The organism is Microbacterium proteolyticum (assembly GCF_030818075.1).
GTDB classification, from domain to species: Bacteria; Actinomycetota; Actinomycetes; order Actinomycetales; family Microbacteriaceae; genus Microbacterium; species Microbacterium proteolyticum_A.
This window is the reverse complement of sequence record NZ_JAUSZZ010000001.1, coordinates 369,606-386,073: the sequence shown is the minus strand read 5'-3', so window position 1 is coordinate 386,073 and position 16,468 is coordinate 369,606. Positions and strand designations below refer to the sequence as shown.

The window sequence follows — 16,468 nt, the reverse complement described above, 5'->3', positions numbered from 1 at the left end:
ATGAAAGTCTTCTCCGACTGAGGCTGGAGGCCGGATGAAGTACAACGGTGTCGCACCACAGGACCGCGCCACGGCCCCAAATCTTGATCGTGATGGGGTCCCTGCTGACCCTGGGCGGCATCGCCGGGCTCATCTTCTTCGATCTTTCCGAGAGCAGCGGACGAGGAATTCCCATGTGGATCGCCGTTCCGGTGGTGACGGTTTTCGGTGTGGGCGCCGTGGTGCAAGGCATCCGCATGTGGCGACGAAACAAGCCCCCTGCTCCGCCCGCCTAGCAGACGACGCTCGGCCCACCGCCATATCGGACGCTGAGTGACGCGACAAGCGCGACTGTCAGCGCCGCGCTCCACACGGGGTCGCGTCCTCGGGTCGTCGTGTGGTGCGAAACCCATCGGTTTCGCACCTCACAGCTTGGACTCCGCGGACGCAAGAAGGCTGCGTCATCTACCCCTGGACAGCTTGTTCGTTATCGCCAGCGTGGCCTGGGGGACTCACGGTCACCATGCGCGGCCGCGCAGATTGACCGTCCCGTGCGGCCAAGAGTCGACACCGCTGGTCACCGGGAAGATGAAGAGAGGGTGCCCTGCGGCTTCCACGACGGGAGAACCGTCGCGCGAGATAAACCGCTCCGCTGCAGAGATCCGGCGCCACCCACATGAGACATAGAAGGGGACCACCTCTTCTCGGCATCCGAGGTAGCCAAATTCCACACCGTCGGCGTCTTCCATCGAGCCGGCAGCGTGTCGCATGAGGTGGTTCCCCACCCCTTTCCCGCGCGTCGATAGCGACACGAGAACTCCGCCGACGCCGGCAATCACTACCTCCGACGTTCCGACGAGGATGGTCCTCCGCCCATCCCACGTGTCCGACGATCGACGTACCGGACCGAGCAATCACATGAACGTCGTGCGGTGCGTATCCATATGGCTGCGCCGGGTTCCAGGGTCCGAAACTGGTCTGATACTCCCGGTCGAACAACTCAGTCAGACTCGTCAAGTCGGTCGCAGATAACTTGCCGTGCGGAACGGTCTCGATGAAAAACCCGGCGCTGGTCATGACGCCTGATCCTGCAATCTGCTGCTCCTGACGTCAACGCGGCTGAGTGTGTGGGGCAGACCGGATCCAAAGGATCGTCGAACGCGATCGGGGAATTGCGATCGCGTTTGCACCCGGGCTGAAGCGCAGGCACGAGCGCGATAATGGTGCGAAACCCATCGGTTTCGCACCCCCAACGCGTCCGTGAGCCGAGCCCGTGCGCGGCGCGGAAAGTCGCGCTGTGGAGTTGCGAGCTTCATGGCGGTGCTCTGTGATCGTTCGGTGGCGCCGGTCAGCTTCCGATGACCAGGACGCTGGCGGCGGCTTCGACGACGTCGTCGGTGATCGTCTCGAGTTCGTTGATCTTGAGGATGCGGTTGATCTGGGGGAAGAGCCGCTCGAGGAGGCGGAAGTTCCCGCGGGTGATGCGTTCGATGGCGGCGACGGCTTGGGCGTCGGTGAAGTCGTCGGGGTTGAGGGTGCGTCCGAGGCGTTTCCAGTGTCGGTCGAGGACGAAGAGGAGTTCGTCGCGGCCGAGGGCGCGGTAGCGGTGGGAGGAGCCGAGGCGGCTGTAGAGCTGGGGGTAGTGGCGGAAGCGGTGGTCGATGCCGGGCATGCCGATCAGGATGATCGCGAGATGGGTTCGGTCATGTTCGTCTCGGAGTAGCTCGAGCGCGGTGGGCGTGAGGCGCTCGGCTTCGTCGACGATGAGCAGTTGAACCCACCGCGTGGTGTCGGCGGTGTTCACGCCGGTGACTTTCCCGATGGTGCGGAGGTGTTCGTCGATGCAGATGCCGACTTTGGCCCGCCATCTCCTGATCTCTTGCATGAGGTCCCTGGGTCGCGGCAGCACTTCGGGTGTGTAAAAGACGGTGCGGGAACGATGCGCGAGCGCGTAATGTTTCGCGTCGTCCTCGCTCCGCGGGCCCCACGCGGTGATGAAGGGCTCGAGGGTGTCCCAGTTGGCGTAGCGGCGGGCGGAGTTGGTCTTTCCGACTCCGGCGTCACCGTGGCAGATGCCGATGGTGCGTTCTTTCTTCACCGCGTTCGCGAATTCGGTGAAGCGGCGGTGTTCCTTCGTGACGATGAAGCTCTGGGTCATCACTCCTCCTCGTAGGTGCGGAGTGGTTGCTTGGGTGGGGTCGGGTCCGCGAGGTGGGGTTGTTCGCGGTGGGCGATGGTGGGGATGCGGTCGTTGATGGTGCGGCGGAGTTCGTGGCGGCGGGCGCGGCGGGCGGCTTCGATGTCTCGGAGGCTGAGGCGGGTGTTGGGGTGGGCTTCGTCGACGGCGACGCAGACGAAGGTGTCGTGGTCGTAGACGCGGATCTCGGAGACGTCGCGGGGGTCGTAGCGGATGGTGACGGTGTGTCCGACGAACGGGGCGAGGGTGGGCGCGAGGTAGCGCTGGCCTTGGAAGTGGATGCCGTCTCGTTGCACGGTCCGATGCGTGGGGACGGTGAGCAGCAGGCCGTCGAGCTCGTCGAGGGTGTCGGGCATGCGGGGTAGCCAACCGTCCGCGACCCATGCGTCGCGCGGGGAGACACCGAGCGCCTGATGGGTGCGCTGGTTGTACGTGGCGATGAAGGCGCCGATCGCTCGGTCCACGCCCGGGAGATCGAGCACGGGCTGCGGGTTGCGACTCCCGGAGCCGAGGTGGCCGGGGAGGGTCGGGAGGACTTCGGTGTTGATAGTGCCGAAGAACCGCTCGATCTTGCCGCGCCCCTGGGGCCGGCCGACAGTCGAGAAGATGAGCCGGAGGTGCAGCTCGACGGCGGTGCGCTCGAGGTGGTGGCTGGTGAAGTCGGAGCCGTGGTCGACGTGCAGCACGTCGGGGATTCCGCACATCGCCCACGCAGGGTCGGTCTTTCGCCAGATCGCCTGCCGCAACGCGAGAGCGGTGTTCAGTGACGAGGGCGCTCCGGTGAAGACCATGTAGCCGCAGATCGCGCGGGAGTGATCATCCATGACGGTGGTCAGCCAGGCGCGGTCGGGCTTCCCGTTCGCGCCGATGATGAGGATGTCGAGTTCGGTATGGTCGGCCTGCCAGATTTGATTCGGCCGTTCCGCACGACGGCGGAACACCAGCTCGTGACGATTGCGGTAGGACGCGGGACCCTCCAACGCGAGGGTGACGAGTGCGGGGTCGAGGGCCTGCACGATCTGGCGGACGGTCGCGTAGCTCGGCGCCGGCCTACTCTCGGGTAGGCACTCTTCGACGATGAGTCGATGCAGCGTCGCGATTGACGGACGAGGCCGGGTCAGGGCGAGCCGCTCGATGGTGGCGACGGTTGCGGGGTCAGTGCGCCGGCTGCCCTTGTCTCTTCGTGCAGTGTCGTCGAGTCCTGCGAGCCCGTGTTTCTTGTAGAGCTGATGCCAGCGTTGTAGCGTCCGCGTGCCGATGCCGCTCTCGCGGGCGATGGCCGCGAGGGGGACCTGATCTTCCACGTGAAGTTGGAGGATCCGCCACCGCTCGAGGCCATCCATAAGCCGCTACATCGCTGCGCTCTCGCGGGCCGCGTGGGCCTGCTGGTGGCGGTAGAGGGGTCGCGCGACTCCACCCGACGAGACGAGCAGCGTCCTCAGCGGTGCGCCCGCGCGCTCGCGCATCCGCGGCGATTGCGAGCTTGTCCGCGATCACGACCGGGTCCGACAGAGGCCGACCGAACCGGGTCCCGTTCGCCCGAGCGGCCGCTATGCCGGCGTTGACACGTTCCACGATGAGCTCCCGCTCGTACTCCGCGAGCGTCGCGAGCATGTTCAACATCAGCCGGCCCGTCGACGTCGACGGATCGATGCCATCCGAAATAGACCGCACCTGCACGCCGCGCTCGCGCAGCAGATTCACGGTGTTCAGCACGTCGATGAGGGATCGGCCAAGGCGGTCGACTCGCCACACGACGACGGTGTCGCCGTCCTCGGCGTACTCGAGGAGCTTCCTCATCCCGGTCCGCTCGATCGCGGCCTTGCTCCCCGAGGTGACATCCGCGAAGACGTCGCGCTTTTGCACCCCGGCGGCTACGAGCGCATCGAGCTGCAACTGCGCGTCCTGACTCGACGTACTCACCCGCGTATACCCCAGAAGCCTCACGAGCCCATTCTGACTCGAAAACGCCCTCCGCGGCCCCTCCTGAGACGAAACACAGCAAGACGTCTTTTCGAGACAGCCGACGTCCTGAGAATCCGGATTCGCTGAGAGTGGAACGGTGACCGGTCGGTGCGTCTCAGAAAGCTACTGTTTTCTGAGCGGACCCTGGAGCGGAAGCTTCGTGAGGCGATACTCATAGGAGCGCCGCGCAGTTCCGCAGGAGTTGCTCACGGGCGTGAGATGCTCTCGCTGACGGTGGGGGGACGGACCGATGCAAACCGAGATGTCGTTCCTCATCGATTCGAACGTCATCATTGCGGCTGAGCCATTCAACGGCGAGCTTGAGGACGCCCACCCCGCGGTAAGTAGTTTCCTGAGACTCGCGGCCCAGAATGGACACCACGTCTTCGTGCATCCGGCGACGCGAGATGACCTTGCCGAGACGAGTGATCCGGTTCATCGCGCCCAGAATCTGGCTGCGTACAAGAAGTACATAACCTTGGCCGAGGTCGATGTGCCGGCCGATGTGCGGGACGTATTCCCCGATCCCGCAGGACCGAACGATCAGCGAGACGCGCGCATCCTCGCCGCTCTGCACGCGGAGGGCGTGCACTTCCTCATCACGAACGACGGCCGGCTCCGAAAGCGTGCAGCGCGGCTGGGGCTGGAGCACCGAGTCTTGCGAACCGGTGAGGCAGCTGCGCAGCTCGCCGCCTGGCATCCGGACGCGCCTCCGCCACCCCCGATGGTCGAGCGCCTGCGGACCAACGAGCTCGATACGTCCCAGACGTTCTTTAACTCACTTCGCGAGGACTACCCGGGGTTCGACACCTGGATCGCGAAGGTCAAGAAGGATTCGCTCGCTCGACGCGCATGGGTCATTCGCGACAACAGCTCGCGGTACGAGGCACTCGCGCTCGTGAAGATGATGGACACGCACCCAGTGGACCGAGGTCGACCAGCGATCAAATTGTCGACGTTCAAGGTTGGTGATACGGCCGGCGGTAAACGATACGGCGAGTTGCTTCTCAAGGCCGTATTGCGCTGGGCCGCGGCCGAACCGGGCCGCCCCGGCGACATGTTCGTCGAGGTCAACACCCGACACGAACGACTCCTCGAGTTTCTGACCGACTTCGGGTTCGCCTACGTCACCGACAAGGGAAGCGACCCGGACGAACAGATCTGGCTCAAGCACCTAGATCCGCCTAACGCGTCACATTTGAACGGCCTGGACTTCCACATCGCCTACGGGCCACCCGCAATCCAGCCAGGCAACCCGATTTTTGTGATCCCGATCACACCCCAGTGGTACGACGACTTGTTCCCTGACGCGACGGTCGTCGGCACGATGGGGGCGACGATGCTCGCCGATACCTTCTCAACGCCGAAAGCGCACGGCAACGCCATACGGAAGGCCTACCTCTGCCGCAGCCCCACCAAGGAGATCCCACCGGGGTCGACGCTGTTGTTCTATCGCAGCCAGGGCGGGGTTCGAGGAGACGGTTCGATCGTTGCGGTGGGTGTTGCGGAGCGCTCACACCGCTCAGCTGACCCGATAGCCACCATCGAACTGTCCTTCAAGCGAACTGTGTACTCAGCCGCCGAGGTCGCCGCGATGCACCAAGAGGGGAAGGCCGTTTTGACGATCCTCTTCCGACAGGACCGGTTCATCGAGCAGCCCTGGCCGTTGACGGAACTGGTGGAACGTAGGGTCGTAACATCATGGCCGCAGTCGGTCGTTCGCGTGAAAGACGAGGAGGGAGTCGCATGGGTGCAGCAGCAGCTGACCGAGTCGCTCTGATGTCGATCCATCAACGCTGGGCGGAAGCAATCGTCGACGGTCGCAAGCGCGTCGAGTTCCGCAAACGACGCCTTGCCGAGGACATCCGCACTGTCCTCATCTACGCCACTGCCCCCACGAGCCAGGTCATCGGCCAGTTCACGATTAGCGAGATGATCACCGACACCCCGGCGCGCATCTGGGAACGGTTCGGCGCTGTCGGCGTCATCGAGAAAGACGCGTTCTTCGCCTATTACGGCGATGCCGTCTCGGCTGTCGCCATTGTCGTAGCAACAGCGGAGCGTTTCCCAGACTCCCTCGCGCTCACCGATTTCACACCACGACCCGCGGTTCCGCAGTCGTTCATCTATCTTCCTGCGGATGCGCACGAGCTAGCCTCGGCGGGCTGACTCGCCGGTTCGACCGCCCAAGCATCCGCTGAACAATCCCGTTACGGAACGGCCGGACTGCGTCGTTCGATGAGAATTGTGTCGCGCCATGAGCCAGCCGCCGGTCCGTAGGTCATGTAAGCGATGCGGTTACGGGTGCCGACGCGGCGAAAGCCAGCGCGGTCATGCAGGGCGAGGCTTGCGATGTTCTCGGGGAAGATGCTCGATTGGATTGTCCAGAGGCCCGCGTCATCGGTGGCGGTGAGTAGGGCGTCGAGTAGCAGCGTCCCCAGGCCTTGACCGTGGGCGGTCACGGCGATGTAGACGGAGTGCTCAACCACTCCGCAGTAAACGGGTCGTGCCGAGACCGGGGAAAGCGCCGTCCAGCCGAGGATGCGGTCGCCGTCGACGGCGACCAGGCGCCCCACGTCCAGCTTGCCGGCGTCGAATTCTTCCCAGGTGGGCGGTTCGGCCTCGAAGGTCGCGTGTCCGGTGGCGATCCCTTCGATATAGATTGCCTCGACCTGCTTCCAGTCTTCGGGAAGCATCGCCCGGACGGCAGTCATGAGCAGCAGCTCCCTCCGGCGGATCCGATCTCGGTGGAGCAGACGCCGGTCTCGGGGAGGACGAGCTGCACGCGGCGGGCGGCGGCGTGATCGCCTGCGAGCTCGTCCGCGATGGAGCGGACCTGCTCGTAACCGGTGACGAGTAGGAAAGTCGGGGCGCGGCCGTAGGACTTCATGCCTGCGATGTAGAAGTTTGGCTCGGGGTGGGCGAGCTCGGCGACACCGTGGGGGTCGACAGTCCCGCAGGAGTGCAGGTTCGGGTCGATGAGCGTCGCGAGGGCGCGGGGCGCTTCCACAATCTCGTCCAGGGAGACGCGGATCTCGCGCAGCATGTCGAGGTTGGGTCGGAACCCGGTGGCTTGTACGACGACGTCGGCCTCGACGCTCTCGCGCCCTTTGCGGCGGCGTCCGAGCACGGCGACCCGGCCGGTGGTGGTCTTCTCGAGGCGGTCGATTTCGAAGCGATCGAGGAGGGTGATCGCGCCGTCGCGGACGAGCTGGTGGACGGTGCCACCGAGCTTGCCGCGTTCCTCGAGCTCGTCTTCGCCTGACCCGAAGACGCGCAGCGGACTGGTGCCACGGATCGCCCAGGTGATGCTCGTGCCGGGTTCTTCGCGGGCGAGTCGGGCGAGCTTGATCAGGGTGTTCGCGGCGGAGTGGCCGGCGCCGACGACGAGCACGCTCTTCCCGGCGAAGCGGGCGCGGTCGGCGCCGAGGACGTCGGGCAGCGCGAGGCTGAGGTGCTCGGCGACCTCGGCGGTGCCGATCGGGTCAAGGCCGGCCGAGGCGAGGGCGTTGGGTGTCGAGTAGGTGCCGGAGGTGTCGATGACCGCGCGGGCGGTGACGTCGGTGACGCCTTCGGGAGTGTCTAGGCGCAGCAGGAAGGGGGTCGCGGCGCGGCCGGTGGAGCGGGTGCGGTCCATGCCTTCGCGGGTCACGGCGGTGACGCGGGAGCGGTACCGGATGACCGGGGCGAGCTGCGGTGTCCCGGCGAGGGGCGTGAGGTAGTCGCGGACGAACTCGTGCCCGGTGGGCAGCTTCTTCGCGGCGGGCGCCTCCCAGCCAGCCGCGTCAAGCAGGCGTGCAGCGGCGGAGTCGACCAGGTACGCCCACGGGGAGAACAGGCGGGTGTGCCCCCACTGCCGCACGGCAGCCCCGGCGCTGTCGCCGGCTTCGTAGACCACGACGTCGAGGCCCCGCTCGAGCAGCTGCGCGGCGGCGGCGAGCCCGACGGGGCCGGCGCCGATTACCGCGATGGGCAGGCCGGTGAGGCGGCGCTCGTCGGTGCGGGGTGGGACGGTCAGCAGCATGGTCATCAGGTGCACTCCTCAACATCGACGAACATCGATGAACCGAGTCTGCCCCGCTATATCGATGTCTGTCAATGTGTGGAAAGGTGGATGCATGGCGATGATCGAGCTGACTCTGACCGCGGCGGTGGCTGAGTGCTGCGCGCCGCTCGCGCGCGAGCCGCTGAGCGCTGAGGGTGCAGAGCTGCTGGCGCGGGCGCTGAAAGCGGTGGCAGATCCGGCGCGGCTGCGCCTGGTGTCGATCGTCGCCTCGAGCAGCTCGGGCGAGGTGTGCGTGTGCGACTTCACGGAGCCAATCGGCCTGAGTCAGCCCACGGTTTCACACCACTTGAAGATCCTCGTGGACGCTGGGATTCTGGCCCGCGAAAAGCGCGGCACGTGGGCGTACTTCTCCCTGGTCCCGGGTGCGCTCGATTCCCTCGCGGGGATGCTCACCGGCGTCTAACGCTCATCACCCGCGGAGCACCTACCGGGTGAGGGTGTCGTCCAGTTCGGCTGTCTCCTGCTGGGCGTAGCTGGCGAGGCCGTTGGCGGCGAGGTAGTGCTCGGCGTCGGCGGAGGCTGCGCAGCCGGTGCCGGCTGCGGTGATCGCTTGGCGGTAGCGGTGGTCCACGAGGTCGCCGGCGGCGAAGACGCCGGGGAGGTTCGTCTGGGTGGTGGGTGAGTCGACGCGGACGTAGTTGTCGGCGTCGACGTCGACCTGGCCGAGGACGAGTTCGGAGCGGGGGTCGTGGCCGATCGCGATGAACAGGCCCGTCGCGGCCAGCTCGGACTCCTCACCGGTGATTGTGTTTCGCAGGCGCAGGCCGGTGAGGCGGTCGGTGCCGACCGCTTCGGTGACCTCGGTGTCCCAAAGCACGCGAATCTTGGGGTTGGCGAGGGCGCGGTCCTGCATGATCTTTGACGCGCGGAGGAAGTCGCGGCGGTGGATGAGGGTGACGCTGTTGGCGAAGCGGGTGAGGAACATGGCCTCTTCGAGCGCGGAGTCGCCGCCGCCGACGACGGCGATGTCCTGGCCCTTGAAGAAGAATCCGTCGCAGGTCGCGCACCAGGACACTCCGTGGCCGGTGAGGTGCGGCTCGCCGGGGATGCCGAGCTTGCGGTAGGCGGAACCCATCGCGAGGACGACGGTGTGCGCCCGGTAGGTGTCGCCGTAGCCGGTGGTGATGGTCTTGACCGGGCCGGTGAGCTCGAGGGCGGTGGCGTCGTCGTAGATGATGCGGGCGCCGAAGCGTTCGGCTTGGGCGCGCATGTTCTCCATCAGGTCCGGGCCCATGATCCCGGTGGGGAAGCCGGGGAAGTTCTCGACCTCGGTGGTGTTGACGAGGGCGCCGCCGGCTTCGACGGCGCTGGTGAGCACGATCGGGGCGAGGCCGGCGCGGGCGAGGTAGATGGCGGCGGTGTAACCGGCGGGGCCGGAGCCGACGACGACGACGTTCTCGATGCTGCTCATGAGGGGACTCCTGTGGGGGTGACGCCGAGGGTCGCGAGCATCGCCTCGACCTTGGTGGTGATCTGGTCGCGGATGGTGCGGACCTCCTCGAGCGGGAGGCCGGCCGGGTCGGTGAGGTCCCAGTCCTGGTAGGTCTTGCCCGGGTAGATCGGGCACGCGTCGCCGCAGCCCATCGTGATCACGATGTCGGCGGCCTGCACCACGTCATCGGTGAGGGGCTTGGGGAACGCCTCGGCGATATCGAGACCCAGCTCCGTGATCGCTTCGACCACGGACGGGTTCAGTTCGGCGGCCGGCATGGAGCCGGCGGAGCGCACGTGCACACGGCCGCCGGAGAGGGAGGCAGTGATGACGGCAGCCATCTGCGAGCGGCCGGCGTTCTGCTCGCAGATGAACAGCACCTCCGGCACGTCGTGCAAGATCGCGCCTTTCGCCTGAGCGAGAGCGGTCAGACGGTCGGTCGCGAACCGGACGGTCTGACTGGCGAGGTGCGCCTTGACCTTCGAGGTGCGCAGCAGGCCGGTGTAGGACTCGAGCACGTACCGCTCGACGGTCTCGGTCGCAAAGATCCCGGTGAACTTCCGGCTCAGCTCATCCGCGAGCCGGGCGAGGTACGCCTCCGGGTACACCAGCCCCGGGAGGGGGCGGCGGTTGGTGAAGTCGCTCATCGTCGTCAGACTTTTGCGGGCAGCAGTTCAGCGAGCAGGGCCTCGACGCGGGCCTTGATGTCGTCGCGGATCGGGCGGACCTCCTCCAGGCTCTTGCCCTTGGGGTCGGTGAGGGCCCAGTCCTCGTAACGCTTGCCAGGGAAGATCGGGCAAACGTCCCCGCAGCCCATCGTGATCACGGCATCCGACTCGCGCACCTGCTCGGTGGTCATCAGCGTCGGGACGGCCTGGGAGATGTCGATGCCCTCCTCCGCCATCGCTGCGATCGCCATCGGGTTGATCTGGTCGCCGGGCTCGGAGCCGCCGGACAGCACGTCGACGGCACCGCCGGAGAGGGCGCGCATGTAGCCGGCGGCCATTTGCGAGCGACCCGCGTTGTGGATGCAGACGAACAGGACGGTGGGCTTCTCGGTCATGAGTGTTCCTTCCTCGAACACCTCAAACCATAGACGCACATCTATGGGTTTGGCTAGTGGCCGCCGCTGAGGTTCACGCCGCGTTCACCTCGAGGGTGGTGAGCAGAGCGCGCACGCGCGCGTCGATGTCGTCGCGGATCTCTCGCACCCGCGTCAAGGGCAGGCCCACCGGGTCTTCGAGGTCCCAGTCGAGGTAGCTGCGGCCCGGGTAGATCGGACACGCGTCACCGCACCCCATCGTGATCACGACGTCGGACGCGCGGACCACCTCATCGGTCAGCGGCTTGGGGTACTCCCCGGCGACCGGCACCCCGATCTCGTCCAGTGCCGTGACGATGACCGCGCGCACCGCGTCCGCGGGGGCCGAGCCCGCGGTACGCACGCGCACCCGGTCGCCCGCGAGGTGGCGCAGGATCGCGGCAGCGAGTTGTGAGCGGCCGGCGTTCTGCACGCACACGAAGAGCACATCCGGGATGCCGCCCTCTCGAGCGGGGTCCGTGCTGGCGCGCAGCGCGTCGAGGCGGTCGGCGGCGAAGCGCGACGTCATCGAGGGCAGACGCCGGGTCAGGTGCGCACGTTCAGCCAAGAGGTCGCGGCTCTCGCGCACGTATCGCTCGACAGTCCCCCGGGAGAAGGTGCCCGCGAACCGAGTCGAGAGGTCCGCGACAATCCGCTCGAGGACGTCACCGTCGACGGGCGCGGACTCGGGTGGCAGGCGGAGATAGTCGCTCACCCGGTCGAGCTGATCCGGGGCGATCGAATACCAGACGTTCCGGCCCTCCGGCTGGCGCACGAGAATGCCTTCCGCCGCGAGGGCGCGCACGTGATGACTGACCGTGGGCTGGCGCAGCTCGAGCGCGTCGGCCATCTTGCCGACGAGCTGGCGCCCGTCCGGGCTGTCGAGGATCATCGAGGCGATCCGCGCCCGGGTGGGATCCGCGAGCAATCGCAGGGCACTGGTCGAACCGGTGGAATCCATAGATGAGAGTCTATGCGATGCTAGGCGTGTGACTCCCGCCCCCACCGCCTTGCTTCGCCGTGTCGCTGCCGAGTTCGCAGGCTCCGCCGCCCTGACCGCGATGGTCGTCGGCTCCGGGATCGCCGCGACCGGCCTTTCCGACGACGTCGGCGTGCAGCTGCTCATCAACGCGATCGCGACCGCGTTCGGCCTGTTCGTGCTCATCACCGTGCTGGGCTCGATCAGCGGGGCCCACTTCAACCCCGTCGTTTCCCTCGTCGACCTCGCCTTCGGATACCGCGGGGCTCGGGACATCGCCCCCTACATCGGTGCGCAGATCCTCGGCTGCGTCACGGGTAGCGTCCTCGCGAACATCATGTTCGACCTCCCGCCCGTCACGTTCAGCACCACGGATCGGATCACCCCGGGGCACCTGATCGCGGAAGTCGTCGCGACCGCCGGACTGGTCGCCGTGATCTTCATCCTCGCCCGCAGCGGCCGCTCCGCCTGGGCGGCCGGCGCCGTCGCCGCGTATATCGGCTCCGCCTACTTCTTCACCAGCTCCACCAGCTTCGCGAACCCCGCGATCACCATCGGCCGCATGTTCTCGGACACCTTCGCCGGCATCGCACCAGCATCCGCGCCGCTGTTCATCGCCGCGCAACTGCTCGGCGCCGCCCTCGGCTGGGCAGGCGTCCGACTCCTCACCCCCCGCCACACCCCCACCTCCTCAGCGGCACGGTTTACAGCGCATTCACCGCCGCTGACCAAGATCCTCCCGACCCCGACCGCCAACCATCCGGAAGCGCCCACATGAGCACCCCCACCGTCCTCTTCCTCTGCAAGCACAACGCCGGCCGCTCCCAGCTCGGCGCCGGGCTCCTGGAGATCCTCGCCGGAGACCGCTTCACCGCCACCTCCGCCGGCATCACCCCCGCCGACAACGTGAACCCGGCGATCGCCGCGACCGTCGCAGAGCTCGGCCTGGATATCAGCGACCGCACCCCGCGCGCGGTCACCGCCGAAGACATCGAGACGGCCGACATCGTCGTGGCCATGAAGCCCGGACTGCCGCTTCCCGCGACCCCCACCGGCCGCTACCTCGAATGGTCCTTCCCCGACCCGACCGACTGGAGCGCAGAGAACGTCCGCCCTCTCCGCGAGGCCGTCACCGCTCGCATCCGAACCGAGCTGCTGTAGGCACGCCACGTAGCGATATCAGAACGCCGCCACCAAGCACCGTGACTCACAAGTCGCGCGGCGCCGCGGTGCAAAAACCCGGTGCGAAATGCGAAGCGATGCGAAACGGAATCCCGCCCTTTCGCATCAGCCGCTCGAGAGGCCGTCCTCGCCGTCGTGTCGCCACGCGATCAAACCGGCACGAGGGGCGGGCATAGGATCACGCGGTGAGCATGTGGCGTGATGTCGGCCTCGTCGCGGTCGGCGGCGCGATCGGCACAGCCCTGCGCGCGGGTCTGACCCTGGCCATCGGCGACGGTATCGGCTCCACCCTCGTGCCGCTCCTCAACATCGTGGGCGCGTTCGCCATCGGCATCCTGTTGGGGTGGCGGTCCCGGATGCCGGCATCCTCGGGCGCGCAGCGCGTGCAGCTGTTCCTCGGAACCGGCGTGCTCGGTGGCTTCACGACCTACAGCGCCCTCGCGGTCGAGGCGGCGGAGCCCGGGCTGCTGTGGTGGGGCATCGGTTCGGTGGTGCTGGGCACCGGGGCGGCGTGGGGCGGACTGGTGCTCGGTCGGAGCGGGCGGACGCAGCGGTGACGCCTCTCGTCTTCCTTACGGTTGCGGTCGCGGGCGGTGCCGGCGCGGCGTTGCGGTTCCTCCTCGACGCCGGCATCCGTCGCGTCGCCGGCGAACGATTCCCGTGGGGGATCCTCATCGTCAACGTCACGGGTGCGTTCGCGCTCGGCATCCTGAGCATGCTGCCCGCAGACGAGGCGTGGCGGTGGATCGTGGGAACGGGGCTGCTGGGCGGTTACACCACCTTCAGCGCGGTCGCGGCGACCACGGTGCTGCTGGCCGAGGAGGGTCGCGGACGGGCAGCGACGGTGTACGCGGCGGCTTCGTTCGTCGGCTCCGTCGTCGCGGCGACAGCGGGGCTCGCGCTCGGCTCATCGGCCTGAGGGTTCCCCGGGTCCCTTCGACGGGCTCAGCGGCTGCTTCCTGGTTGCGGCCCACCTGATCGGCGGGCCTCCCGGGCGTACGAAACCGATCGGTTTCGCACCAGGCTCATCCCGAGTTCACTCGTCGGAGGATGTCATCGACCACGGCATGCAAAGGGGCCGTCGCATCGATCGGGATACCGCTGGCGGGAATCTCCTCGCCACCTAGATGCAGCCGTTCGATGAGTTCTCGTTCCGCGTGGCGGCCTTGGCCGCCCCATTCGTCACGAGGGCGTGCGTCCAGACGTCTGCGCAACGTCTCTGAATCGACCCGCAGAACGAAGACGGCGTCGAACAGATGCAGGAACTGTGCGGCGTTTCTCGAGCCCCCACAGAAGAACGTGACGGGCTCCTCATCATCCGCGACAGCCGCTGTCACCTGCTCCACCCGCCACAGATGATGACGGTGTGCTGCGACGCCGGAGACGCCCGTCACCGGCTCGCCCGTCTGCGGGTCGCCCTGATACGCCAACTCCCTGTCGCCGTTGATCGCGTGGTACCCACGGCGTCGCAGCTCGTGGCAAACGGCCGTCTTGCCCGTGCCCGAGCCACCCTCGATGAGATAGTTCCGCCGCCCCACGGGGGCAGCCTATGACGGCTCGTAGGCCATGAACCGGCACCAATCCAATGCGTTTTGCACGGCTTGCCGCGCGCCAAATCAGCTGCGGTCGGTGCGTAGAGGGAAGACCTCGGCGTGTTCACCCTCGTCGTCATAGCAGACGTACTCAGCAGATGTCACCCGTTCGGCGGGTACCGACGCCACATCGCGCCGAGCACCAGCAACCGCGGCAATCGTGACTCAACTGGTGCGAAACCGATCGATTTCGCACCCCGCCTCATGTGTCGAGCGTGGGTGTCCGCGATGGACTGGTCCCGCCAGGACCAGTCATGTATCGCTCGAGAGCTTCCATGAAGTCCGTGAGGCGGGTGGCATTTTGTTGGAGCTGCGTGATGATGGTGAGGAGTGGCGCACCGCCAACACCTCCCGGTCCGATCCGCAGCTCGTCCATCACTGACCAGGTGGCGGACGGGTATCGGGCCGCGACGCTGTTGCCGAGAAAGATTGCAGCTGAGTGGAGCGACTCGGTATCGAGATCAGCATCCTCCGAGAGCACCTTCATCAGAGCGGGCAGGTCGCCAGCCAGCGTCTCAGGAGACATCCCCCGCGTTCTGAGTCGGTTCGCATAAGTGCCGTAGCCCACGGCGTACCGCACCGGCAGCTCCGACTCCGGCGCCGGCCGGTAGGTCGCTTCACGTCTGGGGATCGGCTGCGGGAGAGCCCTCGCTCCTGGAAAGAGGGAGGCGTCGCCATCACGGGGTCCCATGAACCCATCTTCCAAGGCGACCGGGTGGTGCGAAACCGATCGATCTTGCACCATCGGCCAACGTCATGCGACGCAATGCCGCTTCAATACACTTTTGTGATATGACAGACGACGTGCGCAACGTGCGCGACGCCCTTTCGACCATCACCGAGTACTGGCAGCCTCACCGGTTGACGAGCATCAATGACTACGACGTGAAGGTGGTCAAGCTGCACGGCGAGTTCGTTTGGCACACGCACCCCGACACCGACGAACTGTTCATGGTCGTCAGCGGCGAGCTGACCATCCAGCTGCGTGACCGCGATGTCATCCTCGGTCCGAACGACGTGTTCGTCGTCCCCCAAGGCGTTGAGCACTGCCCGAGGGCAACGGGAGAAGTACACGCCCTCCTCTTCGAGCCCAAGGGGACGGTGAACACGGGCGACGCGGGTGGCGACATGACCAGCGAGCTGCGCGAGTTCGCCTGAGACGAGAACCCGTTACTCAGCTGGCCGAGGCTCGCGCGAGGCACCGGTTCACGGTGCGGAACCGATCGGTCTCGCACCGGCAGTCGAGGCCGTTCGATGTCCGACCTCCCGAGCATCATGGTCTTCATGACCGCTCATCGCACCTGGCGCGGATGCGTCTTCATCGGAACGAGCCTGGATGGCTACATCGCGAAGCCCGACGGCGATCTGTCTTGGCTGACGACGCCCGAACCTCGCCAACATGTCACCGACGGGGGGACGAACCCCGCCCTCGTCTGGGAATCGTTCTTCCCGACCGTCGACACCCTCGTCATGGGGCGCACCACCTATGAGACCGTCCTCGGATTCGGTGAGTGGCCCTTCGAAGGAAAACGGGTCATCGTCCTCAGCTCGACGCTCGACACCTCCGACAGGGCAGATGTTGCCCGGTCCGTGGACGAAGTCGGAGCACTCCTCACGGAGAGCGATGCTGAGCGCGTCTACGTCGATGGGGGGCAAACGATCCGGGCCTCTATCTCTCGGGGCCTCATCGATGAACTCACCGTCTCGATCGCCCCGATTCTTCTCGGCCGGGGAACCCGACTCTTCGGCGAACTGGACCGCGACGTCCTCCTGACCCTCCGCGGACACCACTCGACCGCAAGCGACGGGCTCGTGCGCATCACCTACGACGTCACGACACCCTGACGCGCAACCGGTGGTTTCGCACCTCGGTTTCTCGTTGCGATGCCACGTGACGTCGGGGGCAGGCCTCGCGCAGCGCTTCCGCGGCACGGTCGATGGTCCACAACTTGGGGAGGCGGCGTCAGGATCGGGGCACTTCGACAGGCTCAGGGA

General features: G+C 66.7%; 21 protein-coding genes and 1 pseudogene. 10 read left to right on the top strand and 12 right to left on the bottom strand.

Features of this window, described 5'->3' with window-relative positions; all coding sequences use genetic code 11:
- Positions 1–92 precede the first annotated feature (92 nt).
- Entirely contained in the window at positions 93–275 is a 183-nt protein-coding gene (locus QE392_RS01845; protein WP_307447033.1) for a hypothetical protein, read from the top strand.
- A gap of 222 nt (positions 276–497) precedes the next feature.
- On the opposite strand, the gene QE392_RS01840 is transcribed toward QE392_RS01845, so the two are convergent.
- The 4 genes and pseudogenes from QE392_RS01840 to QE392_RS01825 form a co-directional block, all read right to left on the bottom strand.
- Positions 498–791 carry a GNAT family N-acetyltransferase gene (locus QE392_RS01840; protein ID WP_307453995.1) on the bottom strand — a complete coding sequence of 98 codons (294 nt, stop codon included), beginning with the start codon at positions 789–791 and terminating at the stop codon, positions 498–500.
- 536 nt (positions 792–1,327) lie between these two features.
- Positions 1,328–2,137, bottom strand: a complete 810-nt coding sequence (locus QE392_RS01835; RefSeq protein WP_307447031.1) for an AAA family ATPase — start codon at positions 2,135–2,137, stop codon at positions 1,328–1,330.
- Positions 2,137–3,519, bottom strand: coding sequence for a Mu transposase C-terminal domain-containing protein (locus QE392_RS01830; RefSeq protein WP_307447029.1), 1,383 nt, complete (start codon positions 3,517–3,519; stop codon positions 2,137–2,139). The genes QE392_RS01835 and QE392_RS01830 overlap by 1 nt, the downstream gene beginning before the upstream one ends.
- A 6-nt stretch (positions 3,520–3,525) precedes the next feature.
- A pseudogene (locus tag QE392_RS01825) lies at positions 3,526–4,123 on the bottom strand (recombinase family protein).
- 280 nt (positions 4,124–4,403) lie between these two features.
- Here QE392_RS01825 and QE392_RS01820 point away from each other — a divergent pair.
- Both QE392_RS01820 and QE392_RS01815 read left to right on the top strand, forming a co-directional pair.
- A complete protein-coding gene (locus QE392_RS01820) occupies positions 4,404–5,921 on the top strand; it encodes a hypothetical protein (protein WP_307447026.1) in 1,518 nt (505 codons plus the stop codon).
- Positions 5,888–6,310, top strand: a complete 423-nt coding sequence (locus tag QE392_RS01815; protein WP_307447023.1) for an ASCH domain-containing protein — start codon at positions 5,888–5,890, stop codon at positions 6,308–6,310. The genes QE392_RS01820 and QE392_RS01815 overlap by 34 nt, the downstream gene beginning before the upstream one ends.
- A gap of 41 nt (positions 6,311–6,351) precedes the next feature.
- Here the strand turns inward: QE392_RS01815 and QE392_RS01810 are convergent, their stop codons facing one another.
- Positions 6,352–6,855: a GNAT family N-acetyltransferase gene (locus QE392_RS01810; RefSeq protein WP_307447020.1), complete on the bottom strand. Its 504-nt coding sequence runs from the start codon at positions 6,853–6,855 to the stop codon at positions 6,352–6,354.
- Positions 6,852–8,171 carry an FAD-dependent oxidoreductase gene (locus QE392_RS01805; protein WP_307447016.1) on the bottom strand — a complete coding sequence of 440 codons (1,320 nt, stop codon included), beginning with the start codon at positions 8,169–8,171 and terminating at the stop codon, positions 6,852–6,854. Before QE392_RS01805 ends, QE392_RS01810 begins: the two co-directional genes overlap by 4 nt.
- An 88-nt stretch (positions 8,172–8,259) precedes the next feature.
- Between QE392_RS01805 and QE392_RS01800 the strand changes: the two genes are divergently transcribed.
- Positions 8,260–8,610: an ArsR/SmtB family transcription factor gene (locus QE392_RS01800; protein ID WP_307447013.1), complete on the top strand. Its 351-nt coding sequence runs from the start codon at positions 8,260–8,262 to the stop codon at positions 8,608–8,610.
- 21 nt (positions 8,611–8,631) lie between these two features.
- Here QE392_RS01800 and trxB read toward each other — a convergent pair whose 3' ends face one another.
- The 4 genes from trxB to QE392_RS01780 form a co-directional block, all read right to left on the bottom strand.
- Complete coding sequence (gene trxB, locus QE392_RS01795) at positions 8,632–9,618, bottom strand: thioredoxin-disulfide reductase (RefSeq protein WP_307447010.1); 987 nt, start codon at positions 9,616–9,618, stop codon at positions 8,632–8,634.
- A complete protein-coding gene (locus QE392_RS01790) occupies positions 9,615–10,286 on the bottom strand; it encodes an arsenate reductase ArsC (RefSeq protein ID WP_307447008.1) in 672 nt (223 codons plus the stop codon). The genes trxB and QE392_RS01790 overlap by 4 nt, the downstream gene beginning before the upstream one ends.
- Positions 10,287–10,291: 5 nt before the next feature.
- On the bottom strand, positions 10,292–10,702 hold the full coding sequence (locus QE392_RS01785; RefSeq protein WP_307447005.1) for an arsenate reductase ArsC: 411 nt from the start codon (positions 10,700–10,702) through the stop codon (positions 10,292–10,294).
- A 73-nt stretch (positions 10,703–10,775) separates the two neighbouring features.
- Entirely contained in the window at positions 10,776–11,681 is a 906-nt protein-coding gene (locus QE392_RS01780) for a metalloregulator ArsR/SmtB family transcription factor (protein WP_307447002.1), read from the bottom strand.
- A gap of 28 nt (positions 11,682–11,709) precedes the next feature.
- Here QE392_RS01780 and QE392_RS01775 point away from each other — a divergent pair, with 28 nt between their 5' ends.
- The 4 genes from QE392_RS01775 to QE392_RS01760 all read left to right on the top strand — a co-directional run bounded on the left by QE392_RS01775 (position 11,710) and on the right by QE392_RS01760 (position 13,800).
- Positions 11,710–12,477, top strand: a complete 768-nt coding sequence (locus tag QE392_RS01775) for an aquaporin (protein ID WP_307446999.1) — start codon at positions 11,710–11,712, stop codon at positions 12,475–12,477.
- Positions 12,474–12,860, top strand: coding sequence for an arsenate-mycothiol transferase ArsC (locus QE392_RS01770; protein ID WP_307446995.1), 387 nt, complete (start codon positions 12,474–12,476; stop codon positions 12,858–12,860). Before QE392_RS01775 ends, QE392_RS01770 begins: the two co-directional genes overlap by 4 nt.
- 212 nt (positions 12,861–13,072) lie before the next feature.
- A complete protein-coding gene (locus QE392_RS01765; RefSeq protein WP_307453994.1) occupies positions 13,073–13,438 on the top strand; it encodes a fluoride efflux transporter FluC in 366 nt (121 codons plus the stop codon).
- Positions 13,435–13,800, top strand: a complete 366-nt coding sequence (locus QE392_RS01760) for a fluoride efflux transporter FluC (protein ID WP_307446992.1) — start codon at positions 13,435–13,437, stop codon at positions 13,798–13,800. Before QE392_RS01765 ends, QE392_RS01760 begins: the two co-directional genes overlap by 4 nt.
- A 106-nt stretch (positions 13,801–13,906) precedes the next feature.
- Here the strand turns inward: QE392_RS01760 and QE392_RS01755 are convergent, their stop codons facing one another.
- Entirely contained in the window at positions 13,907–14,419 is a 513-nt protein-coding gene (locus QE392_RS01755; RefSeq protein ID WP_307446991.1) for a nucleoside kinase, read from the bottom strand.
- 256 nt (positions 14,420–14,675) lie between these two features.
- Positions 14,676–14,999, bottom strand: coding sequence for a hypothetical protein (locus QE392_RS01750; RefSeq protein WP_307446987.1), 324 nt, complete (start codon positions 14,997–14,999; stop codon positions 14,676–14,678).
- 266 nt (positions 15,000–15,265) lie between these two features.
- Here QE392_RS01750 and QE392_RS01745 point away from each other — a divergent pair, with 266 nt between their 5' ends.
- Positions 15,266–15,631, top strand: coding sequence for a cupin domain-containing protein (locus QE392_RS01745; protein WP_307446984.1), 366 nt, complete (start codon positions 15,266–15,268; stop codon positions 15,629–15,631).
- A 96-nt stretch (positions 15,632–15,727) separates the two neighbouring features.
- Positions 15,728–16,318, top strand: coding sequence for a dihydrofolate reductase family protein (locus tag QE392_RS01740; protein WP_307446981.1), 591 nt, complete (start codon positions 15,728–15,730; stop codon positions 16,316–16,318).
- Positions 16,319–16,468: the final 150 nt, after the last annotated feature.